This is a genomic window from Eubacterium sp. 14-2 (genome assembly GCF_000403845.2).
Lineage (GTDB): Bacteria > Bacillota > Clostridia > Lachnospirales > Lachnospiraceae > Petralouisia.
Window position 1 is genome coordinate 593,040 of the sequence record NZ_KE159568.1, and the last position, 16,144, is coordinate 609,183.

Sequence of the window (16,144 nt, forward strand, 5' to 3'; positions counted from 1 at the left end):
AAAGGAGCTTATTGATTATGTGGGCTTATGAAAGTGTGTTTTACCAGATCTATCCTCTGGGATTTTGCGGCGCTCCCTTTGAAAATGACGGAGTGGCAGAACATCGTATTTTAAAAGTCGCAGACTGGATTCCCCATCTGGAAAAACTGGGCGTCAGCGCCATCTATTTTTCTCCGCTGTTTGAATCGGATACCCATGGCTACAATGCCAGAGATTACCGGAAAGTGGATGTACGTCTGGGCACGAACGAAGATTTTAAGGAGGTTTGCGACGCTCTTCACAAGGCAGATATCCGCGTGGTGCTGGACGGTGTGTTCAATCATGCAGGCCGGGGATTTTTTGCATTCCAGGACGTCCTTAAAAACCGGGAAAATTCCCGCTACAGGGACTGGTTCCATATTGATTTCCACGGAAATTCCAACTACAATGACGGATTGTGGTATGAGGGCTGGGAAGGCAATTATGACCTGGTAAAATTAAATCTCAGAAATGAAGAGGTCATTCAGTATCTTCTGGAAAGTGTCAGCCAGTGGGTAAAGGAATGGGATATTGACGGACTGCGCCTGGATGTGGCTTACTGTCTGGATCATGATTTTGTACGGAGACTGCGCGGCCACTGCGACAGCCTGAAAGAAGACTTTTTCCTGGTGGGAGAAATGCTTCACGGAGATTACAACCAGCTGGTAAACGACGCCATGCTCCACTCTGCCACCAACTACGAGTGTTACAAGGGACTGCACTCCAGTTTCAATTCCATGAATATGTTTGAAATCAACCACTCTCTGCTGCGGCAGTTCGGACCGGAAAACTGGACCCTCTACCGTGGAAAACATCTTTTGAGCTTTGTGGACAACCATGACGTTTCCAGAATCTCCACTATTCTGGGAAATAAATCTCATCTTCCTCTGATTTATGCGCTGTGTTTCGGTATGCCGGGCATCCCCTGCGTATATTACGGCAGTGAATGGGGAGCAGAAGGGGATAAGAAAAACGGAGATCCCTCTCTGCGTCCTTCTTTTGACAAACCGGAATGGAATGAACTGACAGACTGGATTGCAAAACTGACTGCTGCAAAAAAGGAATCCAATGCCCTGAATTATGGAGATTTCCGCTCCGTTGTACTGACTAACAAACAATGTATCTTTGAGCGGAAAACGGATACGGAACGGGTACTGGTTGCCATCAATGCAGACAGTGAACCCTATACCGCCCACTTTGACGCCGGCTGCGGTATGGCTGAAGATCTGATTACCGGACAGCCCCACGATTTCGGCGGCGGAAGCGAACTTCCTCCTTACAGCGCTTATTTCTGGAAATGTGAAAAATAAAACAGGCTCTGCCATGCAAAAACAAACCGTTCAGGTCCCTCATGAATGAGGGACCTGAACGGTTTGCTGGGCCGAGTGCGGTCGCTTTAGCGACATCTTCTATTCACACGAGTCCGCCTGCCCACAGCAGTAAACTCCATGCTGCTGCCATAAATCCCATATTTATTTCTTCCATATTTTCCTCAGCTGGTTAAACCAGCTCTGGGGAAGTATCAGCCCGAAAATCATCCCCAGCACAATGGCTCCGGCAATTTTAAACGTCTCAATCCCTTTTGCCATGCACTGTTCCAGATCGTTCATAATCAGATAATATGACGTATAGTAAATACCTGCCCCAGGCACCAGAGTAAAAATTCCTGTGATCAGAAATACGGTGCCGGGCATTTTCCGAATCGCCGACAGCAGCCTTGCCACAAGGGTAAGCACCAGAGTGGCCCACATGGAGGCAACTGTAATGCCCGTGCCATGGGCGACACAAAAAAGATACACCATCCAGCCAATGGCTCCGTTTACCGCACAGAGCAGATATTCTGACCGTGGTACATGAAATAATACTGCAAATGCCATGGTAGCAGCCATGGACACCAGAACCTGATCCATCACAGCCACCTCCTGATTCGCTTTTTCAAAATTTTTCCCTGTCTCACAGCGCCAGTGTCCCTCCCCATAAAAGCTGAAATATCTTGATGGCGCCTCCTACTCCAATGGCAATACACATACCGGTGAGCAGCGCGTCAATCATGCGGATGCTTCCTGACAGATAATCTCCGCTGAATAAATCCCGGATTCCCGTGGTCAGAGCCACCCCAGGCACCAGCGGAATAATGCCGCCGATAATAATTTTATCTGATAAAATCCCGGCCCCCGCCACATACAGAATCAGGCTTCCTGTGGTCACAATGGCGCTTCCCATAATATTCATGATAAATCTGGAAGCATGATGTCTGGCTGCCAGAATTAAAAACACTTCCAGCAGAATTCCCAGAAAAAAGCACACCATACTGTCATAGGGCCTGCCGCCCAGCAGATAACAGAATCCTGCGCTGCCTGTGGCACAGGCAAAAATCATCGCCAGATTTCCGGTACCGGAAGCATTCCGATACTGTTCTAACTTCTCATATGCCTCTGTTATTGTACAGCTTTTCTCACAGATTTCTCTGGACAGCTGATTCATCTGGGCAACCCGTTCCAGATTCACCTCTCCTATGGGAACATAGCGCACCATGCTGCCTGCATCTTTTCGCTGTTCATATACAGTGGCAAAAATTCCGTTTGTAATTACAAACACATGATAATCTTCTATTCCATAAGCCTCCAGAATGCGGCTCACCGTTTCCTGCACACGATAAATTTCCCCTCCGCTTTTCAGAAGAATTTCTCCCACGGATATGGCAAGATTTAAAATTGTTTTACTTTCCGGCATGGTCTTTCCTCCAGATAAATATTCCGTATGAAAGTATAGCAATATTCCAGCGTTCTGTAAACAGAAATTTTCATATCCGGACCTGAAATCTTATCAGATTTATCCGGAAATCTTTTCTTTATAATGCCGCTCCAGGCTTTTTAATATTCCCAGAAACAGAAAAAGACTCGGTGTAAGGAACACAGTTGGATTATTGACCATGCCCTGGGCCATATAGCTGCACAGCATTACGGTTCCCATCATCATAATCGGACAGCTGCGGGCCATTTTTCCGGCATCGGCCGCAGTGCTGATTAGCAGTCCGAAATAACTGACTGCACCTGTAATTCCGGTTATGGATAAAAACAGAAGCCATTCATTGTGGGGATCCACGATACGCCCCCCATAAGCCGCCAGTTCCTCTCCCTGGTACTGATACAGAAACTGATGGAAACAGTTGGGCCCCCAGCCCACAAGTTTCCTGCCAGGGGACAGTTTACTCCATGCTGTTACGGTATGCCGCCAGATTAATCCACGCTCGCTTCCAAATTCATCCTGCAGCTTTAAGCTGTTCATCCACTGCCAGATACCCGCCCATTGTTTTTCCTCCATGAGATTTGCAGCTGCCGCCAGCACGATACCGGTTCCGGCTGCTGCTGCCAGCATGGCAAACAGAACATTTCTGATTTTTTTCCAGGGCAGTTTCCTTTTTTTCCTTTCTGCCAGCTTCACCAGGAACAGCAATAAAATCAATATTGCTCCTTCTGTCAGCAGTACCATGGGTCGTATCATCAGATTCTGCAGCTGCTGCCCTGAAAACAGCTGGCTCATAAAGGCTTTTGTATTTCCTTCCTGCCACATGAGCAATGTCAGCTTCAGCAGCAGGCCGCTCGTCCAGAACAGCAGGCACAGTTCCAGAAACCTTACCATATGCTTACTGTCTTTCATGGAAAACCACAGCATTGCCAGAAAAGCGGCGCCGATACCCAGAATCCAGCTTGCGGCATTTGTGGTATAAGCACCATAAAAGCCCAGAACCAGAAACACACCGTAACCTGTTTTTGAAAAACAGGTTTCTGACAGACAGTACAGTACCATTCCAACGGGAAGAATCATACAGTAATAGCCAGAACAGACATTGATGTTTCCAATAGTAGTCAGAAAAGAGCCCATCTGTCCCGGATCCATATCGTCCCACATATGAAATACATTGACGCCCCAGAACTGAAAAATACCCAGCAGCAGCACCGCTCCGTTGGAAATCAGAAAAATCCATACTGTCTGGATACCTGGCTGAAAATATTTACCCAGAATCACAGATACAGCCACACAGAGCAGAAACACTCTGGCCCCCAGCATTCTGGCGTCTGTTCCATAAAAAGATTCTGACGGGTCCAAAGAACAGATGGTGGAAAGTATAATCGCCAGCGTAAACGCTCCCATAAACCAGGCTGCTGCCGGTATTTTACGCAGTCCCTCTTTTCTGAGGCTGACTGTCCGCCTTTTTACTTCTCCTGAAATTTTCCGGTTCTGCAGCCAGCCAATTGCCGCAAATATAAGCGTCAGAACTGTCAGTAACGCAGCGCAGATATTAAAAAACAGTAATTTTGCATTTGCAATGTTAAAATAGCCATCCTGGTAAAAAAGCGGAAACAGACCTGTCATACAGATTACAAAAAGTCCTGCCGCCCCTTTTTGCAGTTCAGCTATTATGTCTGTATTCTGCTTTTGCTTTGCTTTTTGCCTCATTTCTTTTCTCCTGTAATGAAGAACAAAATGGCACCTGAGCAGTTTTCTGCCCAGGCGCCGGTCTGGTTTCATACTATATCGTAATTATAAAGCAACACATTACTTCCTGTTTGTCAATACCGGAAAATATTATTCTGTTCCTTCGAATATCTCTGACAATGTCATTGTTATATGCGGAAAACCCTTCAAACGTATCAGTGTATCTGCATTGTAATCTTCCTCTTCCCTGTCACTCTGCAGAATATAACTGTGTTCCAGCACATATTTTCCATTTTTCAGATAATATATCTCAACTGCTCCCTGAGGAGATACAATCCAGTATTCTTCCACTCCGGCAGCTTCATAAATATCTTTTTTCTCTGTCCGGTCTCTTTTCGCACTTGACGGACTCAGCGTTTCCAGTACAAATCCGGGAACACCACTGTAAGTTCCCCCTTTTAAGTGCTTTCTGTCACATAGAACCATCACATCCGGACATACATAATCATCACTGACTTCCGGATGATATCTGAAATCCAGATTTTCAATGGATACAATACATATGCTCCCCTTTAGTCCCTGCTTTATTGCTGTGTGAATATTGCTGTTGATAATCCCGTGCTGATAGCTGGGAGCCGGTGACATATCATAAATCACACCATTAATCTTTTCCTCTTTTTTCCGCTCAAATTCTGCCAGTCCCATACCATCACACCTTTCCGGTCCCATTTTTCATGCATGCAGGGGGCTTTCTAAATCTCCAGCTTCTTCCCCGCCTCTGCCAAAACACAGCTTTCTCCCAAAGCCTCTTTTACAGCGGCAGCCGCCAACAGACCGGTACAGTGCAGAGGAACCACCAAATCCGCCTCCAGTTCTTTCAGATAACTGACTGTTTCCTGCAGACGCCTGCTGCTGCAGCCTTTCAGGTGCATTCCGGCCACCAGACTGTGAATTCTTTCACCTGGAAATGTTTCCTGCACATAGTTCAGACAATTTACGATTCCCGCATGAGCACAGCCCGAAAACACACAGAGTCCCTGGGATTCCCGGATTACCAGAAGCTGCTCGTCTTCCATGGTATCACGTTTTGGTTCGGCTCCCGGATGCGTCTCTTTCCAGAAAGTCGCAGGTATCTTTTCAAAATCCGTTTTACGCGGAATGGAAGACAGAAGATAAACATGCTCCGAAACAGCATGGCATGGTTCCTCTGTCAGAACCAGACCTGCCTTTTCCTTCATCCAGCGTTCCGCTTCTTCCGGAATACCGCTGAACAGCATGTGTCCCGTTAAGGGATGGCTGGAATATTTCCGCTCAAACCCTTTCCGATTCATGTAAACAGGAACCGGAGAACCCTCCGGCCACTTTTTTGCCCAGTCTTTCATACCGCCGCAATGGTCGTAATGGCCGTGGCTTAAAATAATCCCCTCCAGCTGCTCCAGATTTTCCTTCATTTTCACTGCATTCTGCAGAAACACTCCGCTCTGCCCCGTATCAAACAGCCAGGTCTTTCCTGCTGTTTCAATCAGCAGGGACAATCCGTGCTCTGCCAGAAATTCCCGCTTATAAACTGTATTTTCCGTCAGAACTGTTACTTTCATTTTACCCTTCTTTTTCTCTCTGTTCTTCTTTGGCCTGAATAATTGCTTCATTCAGAGAAAGCATTTTTGCATCCAGCATGGACACAATTCCGGCACATTCCCTCAAATCCCGGCTGATATATTCCGGGGCATTTCCCTCAAATTTATAATAAATCTTATGCTCCAGACTTGCCCAGAAATCCATGGCAATGGTTCTGATCTGGATTTCCACTCTGGTATCCACCACCCCGTCCGTAAGAAATATGGGCACTGTCACCAGCATATGATAGCTTTTATAGCCGCTGTCTTTGGGATTCTTAATATAATCTTTAATGGAAACAACGGTCAGATCATTCTGTCTTCCAATCATTTCCGCCAGCCGGTAAATATCGGAAGTAAACGAACATACAATCCGGATTCCTGCAATATCATTCACATGGTTTACCATATTTTCAATGGTACTTTCATATCCATGGCGTTTCAGCTTCTTCACAATGCTCTCCGGTGATTTGATTCTGGATTTCACATATTCAATGGGATTGTATTTATGTACGTGGCGGAATTCATCGTTCAGAATATCCACCTTGGTTCCCACTTCTTTCAAAGCCGAATTATATAAGAAAATAACTGTCTCCCAGCTTGTCACACCTTCGTTCAGTTTCAGGGGCACTTCCATTTTCTTTTTCTTTCCATCCTTTCTGCCGGAATTTTCTCAGGACGTCCGGGAGCCCTGTTCCAGCATTTTCTCAATTGTTACCAGTTTAACACAGATTACAAAAATATCTGTTGCGATTTTCAGATCCTCCAGCGTGGGATAAGTAGGCGCAATACGGATTGTGGTGTCGCGGGGATCCTTTCCATAAGGATAAGGCGCTCCGGCAGGGGTCATGGTCACTCCGGCTTTTTTCGCTTTTGCCACAATGGCTTTTGCACAGCCTTCTAACGCTTCAAACGCAATAAAGTAACCGCCTTTGGGTGCAATCCAGGTACCTGCATCTCTGCCCTTCAATTCCTGTTCAAAGGTATCAATAATCATTTCAAATTTAGGGCGCAGGATGTCCGCATGTTTCCTCATATGCTCGGTCATACCGTAAATATCCCCGAAAAATCTCACATGACGAAGCTGGTTCACCTTGTCATGGCCGATGGTTGCCACCCGCATCTGTTCCCGGATTTCCACCAGGTTATTGGCAGATGCCGCAATTGCCGCCACACCGGAACCAGGAAAACTGATTTTGGAGGTGGAGCAGAATTTATAAACCATGTCCGGATTGCCTGCACGTTTGCATTCTGCCAGAATTTCCACCAGGTTATCCTGATCAATATCATATAGATGATGAACGCCATAAGCGTTATCCCAGTAAATACGAAAATCTTTGGCCGCCGGTTTCAGTCTTGCAAAGCGGCGTACCGTTTCATCAGAATAGGTGATTCCCTGAGGATTTGAGTATTTCGGAACACACCAGATTGCCTTAATGGCTTCATCTTTGCTCACAAGATCCTCCACCATATCCATATCGGGTCCGGTGGGCAGCATGGGCACATTAATCATCTCTATACCGAAATATTCCGTTATGGTAAAATGTCTGTCATATCCCGGTACCGGACACAGAAACTTTACTTTATCCAGCTTGCACCAGGGGGTATTTCCCATAACACCGTGGGTCATGGACCGTGAAACTGTATCGTACATAATATTCAGGCTGGAATTTCCGTAAATAATAATATTGTCAGGATGACATTCAATCATGTCACCCAGAAGCACTTTCGCTTCCTGAATCCCGTCCAGTACCCCGTAATTCCGGCAGTCTGTTCCGTCTTCACAGGTCAGGTCCATGTTGCTGTTCAATACATTCATCATTTCCATGGACAAATCCAACTGCTCTGCGGAAGGTTTTCCTCTGGACATATCCAGCTTCAGCCCGCTTTTGGCATATTTGCGGTAAGCTGCTTCCAAAGACGCTTTTTCCTTTAACAATTCTTCTCTGCTCATTTCCTGATATGACTGCATATCTGATTCCTCCTGAATTTCCAGTTTACAAAATTATCTGATTTATCTGTCTTTTCTCAACCTTCCCTATTATGCACCATTCTTCCCGGATTGTAAAGCATTTTCTTTCACAAATTTACATCTGTCCGCATAACAGAGACTTTTCAGAAGATTTCACAGTACCTGGCTTTCTTTCAGATACCCCGGCAACTTCACTACGGTTCCTGTCTCTCTTTCAGATACGTCAGCCATGATTTTATCTCTTTTTCGTATCCATTTTCCGTTGGTTCGTAAAAGCAGGCTTCTGTCAGCCCATCCGGAAGGTACTGCTGTTTTACATAGTGGTCAGGAAAATCATGGGCGTAAAGATATCCCTGTCCATGGCCCAGCTTTCCCGCTCCTCTGTAATGAGAATCCTGCAGATGTACCGGAACCTGAGCTGTTCTGGTGTTTTTCACTGCCTCCATGGCGCTCCCAATTGCCAGACAGGAGGCATTGCTTTTGGGGGCGCTGGCCACATAGGTTACAGCCTGGGAAAGGATAAGCTGTGCTTCCGGCATTCCCACCCGTTCCACTGCCTGGGCGGCGCTGACGGCAACCGTCAGTGCGTTTGGATCTGCATTTCCCACGTCTTCGGAGGCACATATCATAATCCGTCTGGCAATAAACTTAATATCTTCTCCGGCGTAGAGCATTCTGGCCAGATAGTAAACTGCCGCATCCGGGTCGGAACCCCGCATACTCTTGATAAAAGCAGAAATGGTATCGTAATGGTTATCTCCTGTTTTATCGTAACGAACCACCCGTTTCTGAATACATTCAGAAGCCGCCTCAAGGGTAATGTGTATTTTTCCGTCTTCTCCCCTGGGTGTAGTGAGAATCCCAAGCTCTATGGCTGTCAGCGCCGCTCTGGCATCCCCGTTCGCCACATCTGCCAGAAATTCAAGGGCTTCTTCTTCCAGCACCGCCTGATAACTTCCCATCCCCTTCTCCTGGTCAGTGACAGCCCGCTGCAGAATCTTCCTGATATCTTCTTTTTCCAGAGGCTTTAACTCAAAAATAATGGAACGGGACAAAAGCGCCCCGTTTACCTCAAAATACGGATTTTCCGTGGTGGCTCCTATCAGAATAACGGTACCATCCTCCACAAAAGGCAGAAGATAATCCTGCTGGGACTTATTGAAACGGTGAATTTCATCAATAAACAGTATTGTCCTTTTCCCATACATCCCCTGATTGTCTTTTGCCTGTTTTACTACCTCCTCCATGTCCTTTTTCCCTGCGGAGGTTGCATTTATCTGGGTGAATTCCGCACTGGTGGTATTGGCAATCACTTTCGCCAGCGTGGTCTTTCCGGTTCCCGGGGGCCCGTAAAAAATCACGGAGCTGAGTTTGTCTGCCTGTATGGCCCGGTACAGCAGCTTATCTTTTCCTATAATATGCTGCTGGCCCGCCACTTCTTCCAATCTGACGGGCCGCAGGCGGCTTGCCAGAGGAGCTTCCTTTTCCTGATTCTGCTCCCTCATATAATCGAATAAGTCCATGTTGCATTCCTCCTCTGTACATATTATACCATTTTCCGACTTATTCGTCACCTGTTTCCGGCTATTCAAAGATAAGTTCATCCACCGTCACAAACTCATATCCCTGGCTTTGCAGGGTATCTATAATTTCCATGGCAGCAGTTACTGAAGTTTCATATCCGTCATGCATGAGTATAATATCATTTTCATGAAGATTTTTCATGGCCCGGTTCACAATATTACTGTGATTCTGGCTGGACCAGTCCAACGTATCCACATCCCAGAGTACCTCCACCATATTCACCTCACCGTCCAGTTTCTCATGCCAGTCTCCAAAAGGCGGGCGCAGATAGGAAGGATACACCCCTGTAATGGCATAAATCAGTTCATTTGTCCTGGTCACCTGGCTGCATGCCTGCTCCATGGGCAGTTTGCTCAGCTGCTCATGTTTATAGGAATGATTTCCGATCAGATGGCCTTCCTCCTGAATCTGTTTTACAATTTCCGGATATTTTTCCACTTCCTCTCCCAGCAGGAAAAACGTGGCCTTTACATTCCGCTCTTTCAGGGCCTCCAGCATTTCCGGTGTATACTGGGGATGGGGCCCGTCATCAAAAGTAAGAGCAATCTTTTTCTTCTCGTCTCCGGCACGTTCCGGTGATTCCTGGGGTACCTCTCCCTGGGATTCTCCCACATTTTCCTGACTTTGTGCAGCCTGGGATTCCTGATGATTCCGGCTCCAGGCCATCAGCTGCCATTCTTCCCGTATTGTCTTTCCTCTGCCGGCTCCGCATACCACAGACAGCAGGATGATACAGAGACATAACAGGTCAAATCTGAGGCATTTTTCCCGAAAACGCAGTTTTTTCCATCTGCTCCCCATATGATTCCAGATATTTTTTCCGCTCATCTACTGAACACTCCAAAGAAGTTTCCTTAAAATATATGATGGCAGGGGTGAAAATTATCAATGCTTTTATGTGATATGCAGCTTCTGACAGCTATTGTTCCAGTTTCCGGTAAATCTCCCTGGTTTCCGCTCCGTCCCCGCTGCCCAGCAGATACCACCTGTTCTCTCTGGTCATAATCAGGAGAAAGGGCGGCTCCTGGGGATTCAGACACACCTCCATGCTCTGTTCCAGGCTTCTGCTGTAAAAATCTCCTTTTTTCAGGGTATCCATGCCGGTTCCGCTGGTTTTTCTGATGTCCGGTTCCTCCTCCAGCAGTGTTACCTGTTCCATATCCTTTTTTTCAATGCGGCAGTTTTCTCCCACATGAACTGACGTCAGCACCTCTCCCTCATAGTTCAGAGACACAGGCGTAAATTCATCCAGAATAACCCATCTGCAAACCATAAACCCTCCCAGAATCAGAGCTGCCATGATCAGTAAGATTCCGTATTTCATAACCGGTTTCGCCATATTCCCGGTAACGCCCAGGCCGGCTCTGGCCTCCACCATGGATCTGTTATCATTTCTGTTATAATAAAATATGCCCCAGATCCAGTATTCATCCTCATCTTCCTGGCATATGGTTTCCTGCTCCAGATATTTTCTGCTGTTTTTCTCCATCAGGCTCCAGCAGTAAAAGCACAGTCCCAGAGCAGTTAATCCGTACACCAGGCTGGCAGTCATTGCTGCCGGAAGAAACTGTTCGGAAGGGGCATGAAAGGAAAACAGCATACTCCAGTTAAAAAGACCGGTTCCCCAGGCCAGGGCAGCACAGAGCCAGCTCCAGTGATACCGGCGCACCTGTGCAATCTGCAGATTAACCCGGCTGCTGCAGGTAAACACCCTGGTTTTCTGTTTATTCCAGACATAAAGAAACAGAGGAAACAGCAAAGCTGCCATTCCCAGAGACAGAAAAGTCATCTCTCTGACCCATAAGTCTGCTGAATCGGCCTCATTTCTCAAACCGGGAAGAAACAGTTCCGCCAGGGCAGGAGCCAGTGCAAACAGACAGCCGCTCCACAGGGTTTTCCGAAAAAAGAGCGGTTTCTCCACTGCGGCCGCTGTCACATCCACCAGAACTCCGCTCCCGGTCTGCCCCTGTTCCTCCTCCGGCAATGACGCAAGATACTCCCGCTTCTGCTCCATCATTCTCCCATGGGCCCGGACATAGGGCACATACATCAGAACAATTACCAGAAACATCCAGACCATCTGCCCGGTAATCACCAGTGACTCATGGTTCGGAATCAGTGTCACCAGAAACAGAAGGAAACTGATCAATCCCAGCCGGTTCAGTTCTTTTTCCTCTTTTTTTCTTATTTCCTGTACCTTAAGACTGTCTCCGGCTCCTTTCCACAAAGTAACTCCATACTGCAGGCCTGCCTTTTCCTTCCGGATGAACCGGGCCGCTCCGTACAGAATGGGCAGTATGGGCAGCATACAGACTGCCATAATAATTTTCGTTGTCATAAGCTACCTCCCGTAAATCTTCCCACAGAGTTCCAGAAATTCCTGTCTGGATATGCCTGCAATCTTTGCTTCCGCAATCAGCAGCTCCAGCTCTTTCCCTATCTCATGCTCTAATGCCTCTTTCCTGCCTCTGGCACATTGCACAACCGCTCCGCTGCGCCTGTCTGTAATAATATATCCTTCCTGTTTCAGGAGCTGATAGGCTTTGTTCACTGTCATTGTATTGACTCCGATTTCACCGGCAAGGGCCCGTATGGTGGGAAGTCTGTCACCATCCTTAAAGGTTCCGTCTGCCACTGCCTGCACAATCTGATCTCTGATCTGCTGATAAATGGGCACGCTTCCGGCAAAATCCAGTTTCATAATCACAGTTTCGTTCACCTCCCCTGCCTTATTTGTATTATCTATTATAATACAAATAAGGCAGTAAAACAAGGTCTTTCCTATAGAAGAACAAAGCGGACAGGTCCGCAGGGGCTCCCTGAATTCCCCACTCATGAAAGACCTGGACGGTTTGCTGCGCCGTGTGCGGTCGCTTTAGCGACATCTTCTATTCGCACGAGCGCGCATAATTGTCTTTTCTCTTACAGGAAATGCTTTCACACGTTAGTGTGACAAGGTATTTCCTATAAGATAAAAAATGGACTACCCGATTTAAAATCGGGCAATCCGTCTATAGGAGCAAAAGTAGTAAACTGGCAGTAAAATCTACCCTTTTCTTCCTGGAAGTGCCTGAAACACTGCATTTAAACCACTTTTTGAAAATATTTAAAGTTTCAGGTTTGTAACATATATCCAGACTAAATAGTAGTTAAACGTCATATTATATATCACTTTTCCTCAATCAATTTTATCTGTTCCGCCGCATTAAGAACATGCAACTGATACTCTGCAATTTCCTTTAAAATCTGAAATCTTTCTTCCTTATTTCTGCCTTCACGAATCATTTGTGCGTTATGTGTTTCCAAATTAGACAAAACTGTAAGTTCATTTATGGAAGCAAAATCTCTTACGTTATTCTTTTTTGCCAATTCAGGATTTTTATCCCTCCATGCTTTTGCCGTAAATCCGAACAATGCAACATTCAAAATATCCGCTTCCTCTGCATATACCAGCCACTCCAGATTTTCTTTATAATTTTCTGATGGGATCAGGTAATTTTTAACCGCATCTGTTTGAATCAGATAATTATTTTTAGACAGAAATCTTTTTTCATCCCACTCAATTTTCTTTGCATCATTCTCAACTTCTTTCAGCCTTTGAAATTCTTTGATCAAATATAGTTTAAAAACAGGGCTGATCGCTGAAGCAAATTCAAATGCAATATCTTTATGCGCATATGTTCCTCCATATTTTCCACGTTTCACAAATAATCCTGTCGCTTCTGTTTTTTCAATCCATTCTGAAACACTAAGTACAAATGTATGTAAACCTGCTTCATTTTTAAAGTGGTCGAATTCGACTACTTTAAAAGCAGGATTATAGATTTGTTCCCACGTACCTAAAAATTCCAAAGTTGCTCTGTTTCGCATCCAGTTTTTTATAACATCTGCTCCTCGTGACTCACCAACTTTGGCTTTTGCAATATCAGTAATACAGATATAATCATCAAAATTTTCCTCTGAAACAGTAATATTGATGTTTTGCACCACAATTACTTTATTTTTTCCCATCCTTCTCCTCCCATATAGCACTGATTAAAATCTTATTACTCATGTAGAAGTATATCACATCATTTTTACTTTTTCAATTAATGACAAACGTTAGCGTAACTGGGTCTTCCTGTGAGATAAAAAAACAACCGTCTCCGCAAAATACGAAAACGGTTGGCAACTGTTTACTTTTTATTTATGTCCAGACCAGCAGAAGCAGGCCTATAAGCAGACCTCCGCCAATGAGGTACACACTTCCGATTAACAGAGCGCTTTTCAGGGCTCCCAGGGCAACCCATCGCTTCTCTTCTTTTGTCAGCTGAAGCTCCGGCTGTTCCTGCTCCGGTCGTTCTCCTGAATCATAAATAATTCCATTGTGTTCTTCCTGTTCTGTCACTGTGCACCTCACCTCCTTCTGCTGTCATTCTGTTCGGGGATACCTGTTTCCTATTTGTCATAAAGATGGCAGACCACATAATGTCCCGGTTCTACTTCACGCTGAACGGGAACTTCCTTTTTGCACTTCTCCATGCAATGGGCACAGCGGGTATGGAATTTGCACCCTTCCGGCGGATTTGCAGGAGAGGGAATGGAACCTTTCAGTACAATCCGTTCCTTCTTCACCTTCGGGTCAGGAACGGGAATGGCAGAAAACAAAGCCTTTGTATAAGGATGAAGGGGATTTTTAAAAATATCCTCCGTTTCACCATACTCCACCAGATTTCCGAGGTACATAACGCCTACCGTATCAGAAATATGTTCCACCACCGACAGGTCATGGGAGATAAACAGGTAGGTCAGCTTATACTGCTCCTGCAGTTCTTTCAGCAGGTTGATAATCTGTGCCTGAATGGACACATCCAGCGCCGACACAGGCTCGTCACAGACGATAAATTCCGGATTTAATGCCAGCGCACGGGCAATGCAGATACGCTGACGCTGCCCGCCGGAAAATTCGTGGGGATACCGCTCCTTATGGAAGGGCTGTAATCCGCAGTTGTCCATAACTTTATCAATATAATCGTTAAATTCGCCCTTTGACACCAGATTGTGTTCTCTGACCGCCTCGCCTATAATTTCTCCAACAGGCAGACGGGGAGACAGGCTGGAAAAAGGGTCCTGGAAAATAATCTGCATTTTCGTACGCATGGTGCGCATTTCCGCATTGGAAAAGTCATACACTTCTTTTCCGTTAAACAGCACCTGGCCTCCGGTCTTCTCTCCGGCAAGACGGAGAATGGTTCGCCCGGTAGTGGTTTTTCCGCAGCCGGATTCTCCCACTAGCCCCATGGTTGTACCGCGTTTCAGATTAAAAGTAACGCCGTCCACAGCTTTCACATGCCCTGTCACTCTGGAGACCATCCCGCTCTTAATGGGAAAATATTTTTTCAGATGGTTCACCATCAGAATATACTGGTCGTCATAGATCAGGGGCTCCAATGCAGTTTCTGTTATTTTTCTGTCAGCCATTTACTGTTCCCCCTTTCCATTGGAATACCGGTAACAGCTTACCCTGTGGGTTTCGGAAAGTCTGATTTCCGGCGGATATGCTCCGCTGCAGCCCTCCACACACATTTCACATCTGTCCTTAAAATAGCAGTAATTGGGCATATTTACAGGATTGGGCACTTTTCCGGGGATGGAATAAAGTTTGTCCACCTGTTTTCCAACTACCGGTTTGGAAGCCATCAGGCCAATGGTATAGGGATGAGACGGATGTTCAAAAATCTCCTCTGCAGTTCCCTTTTCCACTACTCTTCCTGCATACATAACCACCACATAATCTGCCATTTCCGCAATCACGCCCAAATCATGGGTAATCAGCATAATGGAAGAATTGATACTGTCTTTTAACTGACGCAGTAAATCCAGAATCTGCGCCTGAATCGTCACGTCCAGAGCCGTGGTGGGTTCATCTGCTATGATAACTCTTGGATTGCATGCCAGAGCCATGGCAATCATAACACGCTGGCGCATACCGCCGGACAGCTCGTGGGGGAACATATTGTATACACCCTTGCTGTTGGCAATTCCCACTGTTTCCAGCAGTTTAATGGTACGCTCTTTGATTTCTTCCGGCGTCTTTTTCTCCTCATTGTGAAGCAGGCTTATCTCGTCCACCTGTCTGCCGATACGGAACACCGGATTCAGACTGGTCATGGGCTCCTGGAAAATCATGGAAACATAATTTCCCCGGAGAGTCTGCATTACTTCCTGAGGCGTTTTGATCACATCATAGGCTTTGTCACCCAGATTCAGGCGGATTTCTCCTTCCACCGTCTGTCCCTGGGGACGCTGTACCAGCTGCATCAGTGACAGGCTGGTGACAGATTTACCGCATCCGGATTCTCCCACCACACCTACGGTTTTTCCAATCGGAACGTCAAAGGTTACACCGTCCACACTTTTCACTACTCCGGTATCTGTAAAGAAATAAGTATGCAGATTGTCAAATTCCACTGCATTTTCCGAATCCCGCATGGTAGTCAGATATTCTGATTCCGGCACATTTTTCCGTTTTCGC

16 protein-coding genes are annotated in these 16,144 nt (G+C 46.2%); 1 reads left to right on the forward strand and 15 read right to left on the reverse strand.

Going from position 1 to position 16,144, the window contains the following annotated elements:
- Window positions 1–17 precede the first annotated feature (17 nt).
- Entirely contained in the window at window positions 18–1,328 is a 1,311-nt protein-coding gene (locus C805_RS19775; RefSeq protein ID WP_016215762.1) for an alpha-amylase family glycosyl hydrolase, read from the forward strand.
- Window positions 1,329–1,490: 162 nt separating this feature from the next.
- Here C805_RS19775 and C805_RS19780 read toward each other — a convergent pair whose 3' ends face one another.
- From C805_RS19780 to C805_RS19845, 15 genes are all read right to left on the reverse strand, one after another.
- The gene (locus tag C805_RS19780) at window positions 1,491–1,928 is read right to left on the reverse strand and encodes a threonine/serine exporter family protein (RefSeq protein WP_016215763.1); all 438 of its coding nucleotides are present in this window, start codon (window positions 1,926–1,928) and stop codon (window positions 1,491–1,493) included.
- Between the two features lie 43 nt (window positions 1,929–1,971).
- A complete protein-coding gene (locus C805_RS19785; RefSeq protein WP_016215764.1) occupies window positions 1,972–2,751 on the reverse strand; it encodes a threonine/serine exporter family protein in 780 nt (259 codons plus the stop codon).
- 99 nt (window positions 2,752–2,850) lie between these two features.
- Window positions 2,851–4,479: an O-antigen ligase family protein gene (locus C805_RS19790; RefSeq protein WP_016215765.1), complete on the reverse strand. Its 1,629-nt coding sequence runs from the start codon at window positions 4,477–4,479 to the stop codon at window positions 2,851–2,853.
- Window positions 4,480–4,608: 129 nt separating this feature from the next.
- Entirely contained in the window at window positions 4,609–5,163 is a 555-nt protein-coding gene (locus tag C805_RS19795; protein ID WP_016215766.1) for a Uma2 family endonuclease, read from the reverse strand.
- 47 nt (window positions 5,164–5,210) lie between these two features.
- Window positions 5,211–6,056 carry an MBL fold metallo-hydrolase gene (locus tag C805_RS19800; RefSeq protein WP_016215767.1) on the reverse strand — a complete coding sequence of 282 codons (846 nt, stop codon included), beginning with the start codon at window positions 6,054–6,056 and terminating at the stop codon, window positions 5,211–5,213.
- A 1-nt stretch (window position 6,057) separates the two neighbouring features.
- Complete coding sequence (locus C805_RS19805; protein WP_016215768.1) at window positions 6,058–6,711, reverse strand: GTP pyrophosphokinase; 654 nt, start codon at window positions 6,709–6,711, stop codon at window positions 6,058–6,060.
- 36 nt (window positions 6,712–6,747) lie between these two features.
- A complete protein-coding gene (locus C805_RS19810) occupies window positions 6,748–8,046 on the reverse strand; it encodes an aspartate aminotransferase type Ic (RefSeq protein WP_016215769.1) in 1,299 nt (432 codons plus the stop codon).
- 194 nt (window positions 8,047–8,240) lie between these two features.
- Complete coding sequence (locus tag C805_RS19815) at window positions 8,241–9,569, reverse strand: replication-associated recombination protein A (RefSeq protein WP_016215770.1); 1,329 nt, start codon at window positions 9,567–9,569, stop codon at window positions 8,241–8,243.
- Window positions 9,570–9,630: 61 nt separating this feature from the next.
- Window positions 9,631–10,458, reverse strand: a complete 828-nt coding sequence (locus C805_RS19820; protein WP_016215771.1) for a polysaccharide deacetylase family protein — start codon at window positions 10,456–10,458, stop codon at window positions 9,631–9,633.
- 91 nt (window positions 10,459–10,549) lie between these two features.
- Window positions 10,550–11,968, reverse strand: a complete 1,419-nt coding sequence (locus C805_RS19825; RefSeq protein WP_016215772.1) for a hypothetical protein — start codon at window positions 11,966–11,968, stop codon at window positions 10,550–10,552.
- Window positions 11,969–11,971: 3 nt separating this feature from the next.
- Window positions 11,972–12,331, reverse strand: a complete 360-nt coding sequence (locus tag C805_RS0106220) for a GntR family transcriptional regulator (RefSeq protein WP_371197677.1) — start codon at window positions 12,329–12,331, stop codon at window positions 11,972–11,974.
- 467 nt (window positions 12,332–12,798) lie between these two features.
- Window positions 12,799–13,617, reverse strand: coding sequence for a KilA-N domain-containing protein (locus tag C805_RS19830; protein ID WP_371197678.1), 819 nt, complete (start codon window positions 13,615–13,617; stop codon window positions 12,799–12,801).
- Window positions 13,618–13,816: 199 nt separating this feature from the next.
- Window positions 13,817–14,017, reverse strand: a complete 201-nt coding sequence (locus C805_RS19835; protein WP_016215775.1) for a hypothetical protein — start codon at window positions 14,015–14,017, stop codon at window positions 13,817–13,819.
- A 50-nt stretch (window positions 14,018–14,067) separates the two neighbouring features.
- On the reverse strand, window positions 14,068–15,090 hold the full coding sequence (locus C805_RS19840; RefSeq protein ID WP_016215776.1) for an ABC transporter ATP-binding protein: 1,023 nt from the start codon (window positions 15,088–15,090) through the stop codon (window positions 14,068–14,070).
- Entirely contained in the window at window positions 15,091–16,101 is a 1,011-nt protein-coding gene (locus tag C805_RS19845; protein ID WP_371197679.1) for an ABC transporter ATP-binding protein, read from the reverse strand.
- Window positions 16,102–16,144 lie beyond the last annotated feature (43 nt).

Coding starts and splice junctions, on each gene's coding strand:
- C805_RS19775 (WP_016215762.1), top strand. CDS start 18: ATGTGGGCTTATGAAAGTGTGTTTTACCAGATCTATCCTCTGGGATTT.
- C805_RS19780 (WP_016215763.1), bottom strand. CDS start 1,928: ATGGATCAGGTTCTGGTGTCCATGGCTGCTACCATGGCATTTGCAGTA.
- C805_RS19785 (WP_016215764.1), bottom strand. CDS start 2,751: ATGCCGGAAAGTAAAACAATTTTAAATCTTGCCATATCCGTGGGAGAA.
- C805_RS19790 (WP_016215765.1), bottom strand. CDS start 4,479: ATGAGGCAAAAAGCAAAGCAAAAGCAGAATACAGACATAATAGCTGAA.
- C805_RS19795 (WP_016215766.1), bottom strand. CDS start 5,163: ATGGGACTGGCAGAATTTGAGCGGAAAAAAGAGGAAAAGATTAATGGT.
- C805_RS19800 (WP_016215767.1), bottom strand. CDS start 6,056: ATGAAAGTAACAGTTCTGACGGAAAATACAGTTTATAAGCGGGAATTT.
- C805_RS19805 (WP_016215768.1), bottom strand. CDS start 6,711: ATGGAAGTGCCCCTGAAACTGAACGAAGGTGTGACAAGCTGGGAGACA.
- C805_RS19810 (WP_016215769.1), bottom strand. CDS start 8,046: ATGCAGTCATATCAGGAAATGAGCAGAGAAGAATTGTTAAAGGAAAAA.
- C805_RS19815 (WP_016215770.1), bottom strand. CDS start 9,569: ATGGACTTATTCGATTATATGAGGGAGCAGAATCAGGAAAAGGAAGCT.
- C805_RS19820 (WP_016215771.1), bottom strand. CDS start 10,458: ATGAGCGGAAAAAATATCTGGAATCATATGGGGAGCAGATGGAAAAAA.
- C805_RS19825 (WP_016215772.1), bottom strand. CDS start 11,968: ATGACAACGAAAATTATTATGGCAGTCTGTATGCTGCCCATACTGCCC.
- C805_RS0106220 (WP_371197677.1), bottom strand. CDS start 12,331: ATGAAACTGGATTTTGCCGGAAGCGTGCCCATTTATCAGCAGATCAGA.
- C805_RS19840 (WP_016215776.1), bottom strand. CDS start 15,090: ATGGCTGACAGAAAAATAACAGAAACTGCATTGGAGCCCCTGATCTAT.
- C805_RS19845 (WP_371197679.1), bottom strand. CDS start 16,101: ATGCGGGATTCGGAAAATGCAGTGGAATTTGACAATCTGCATACTTAT.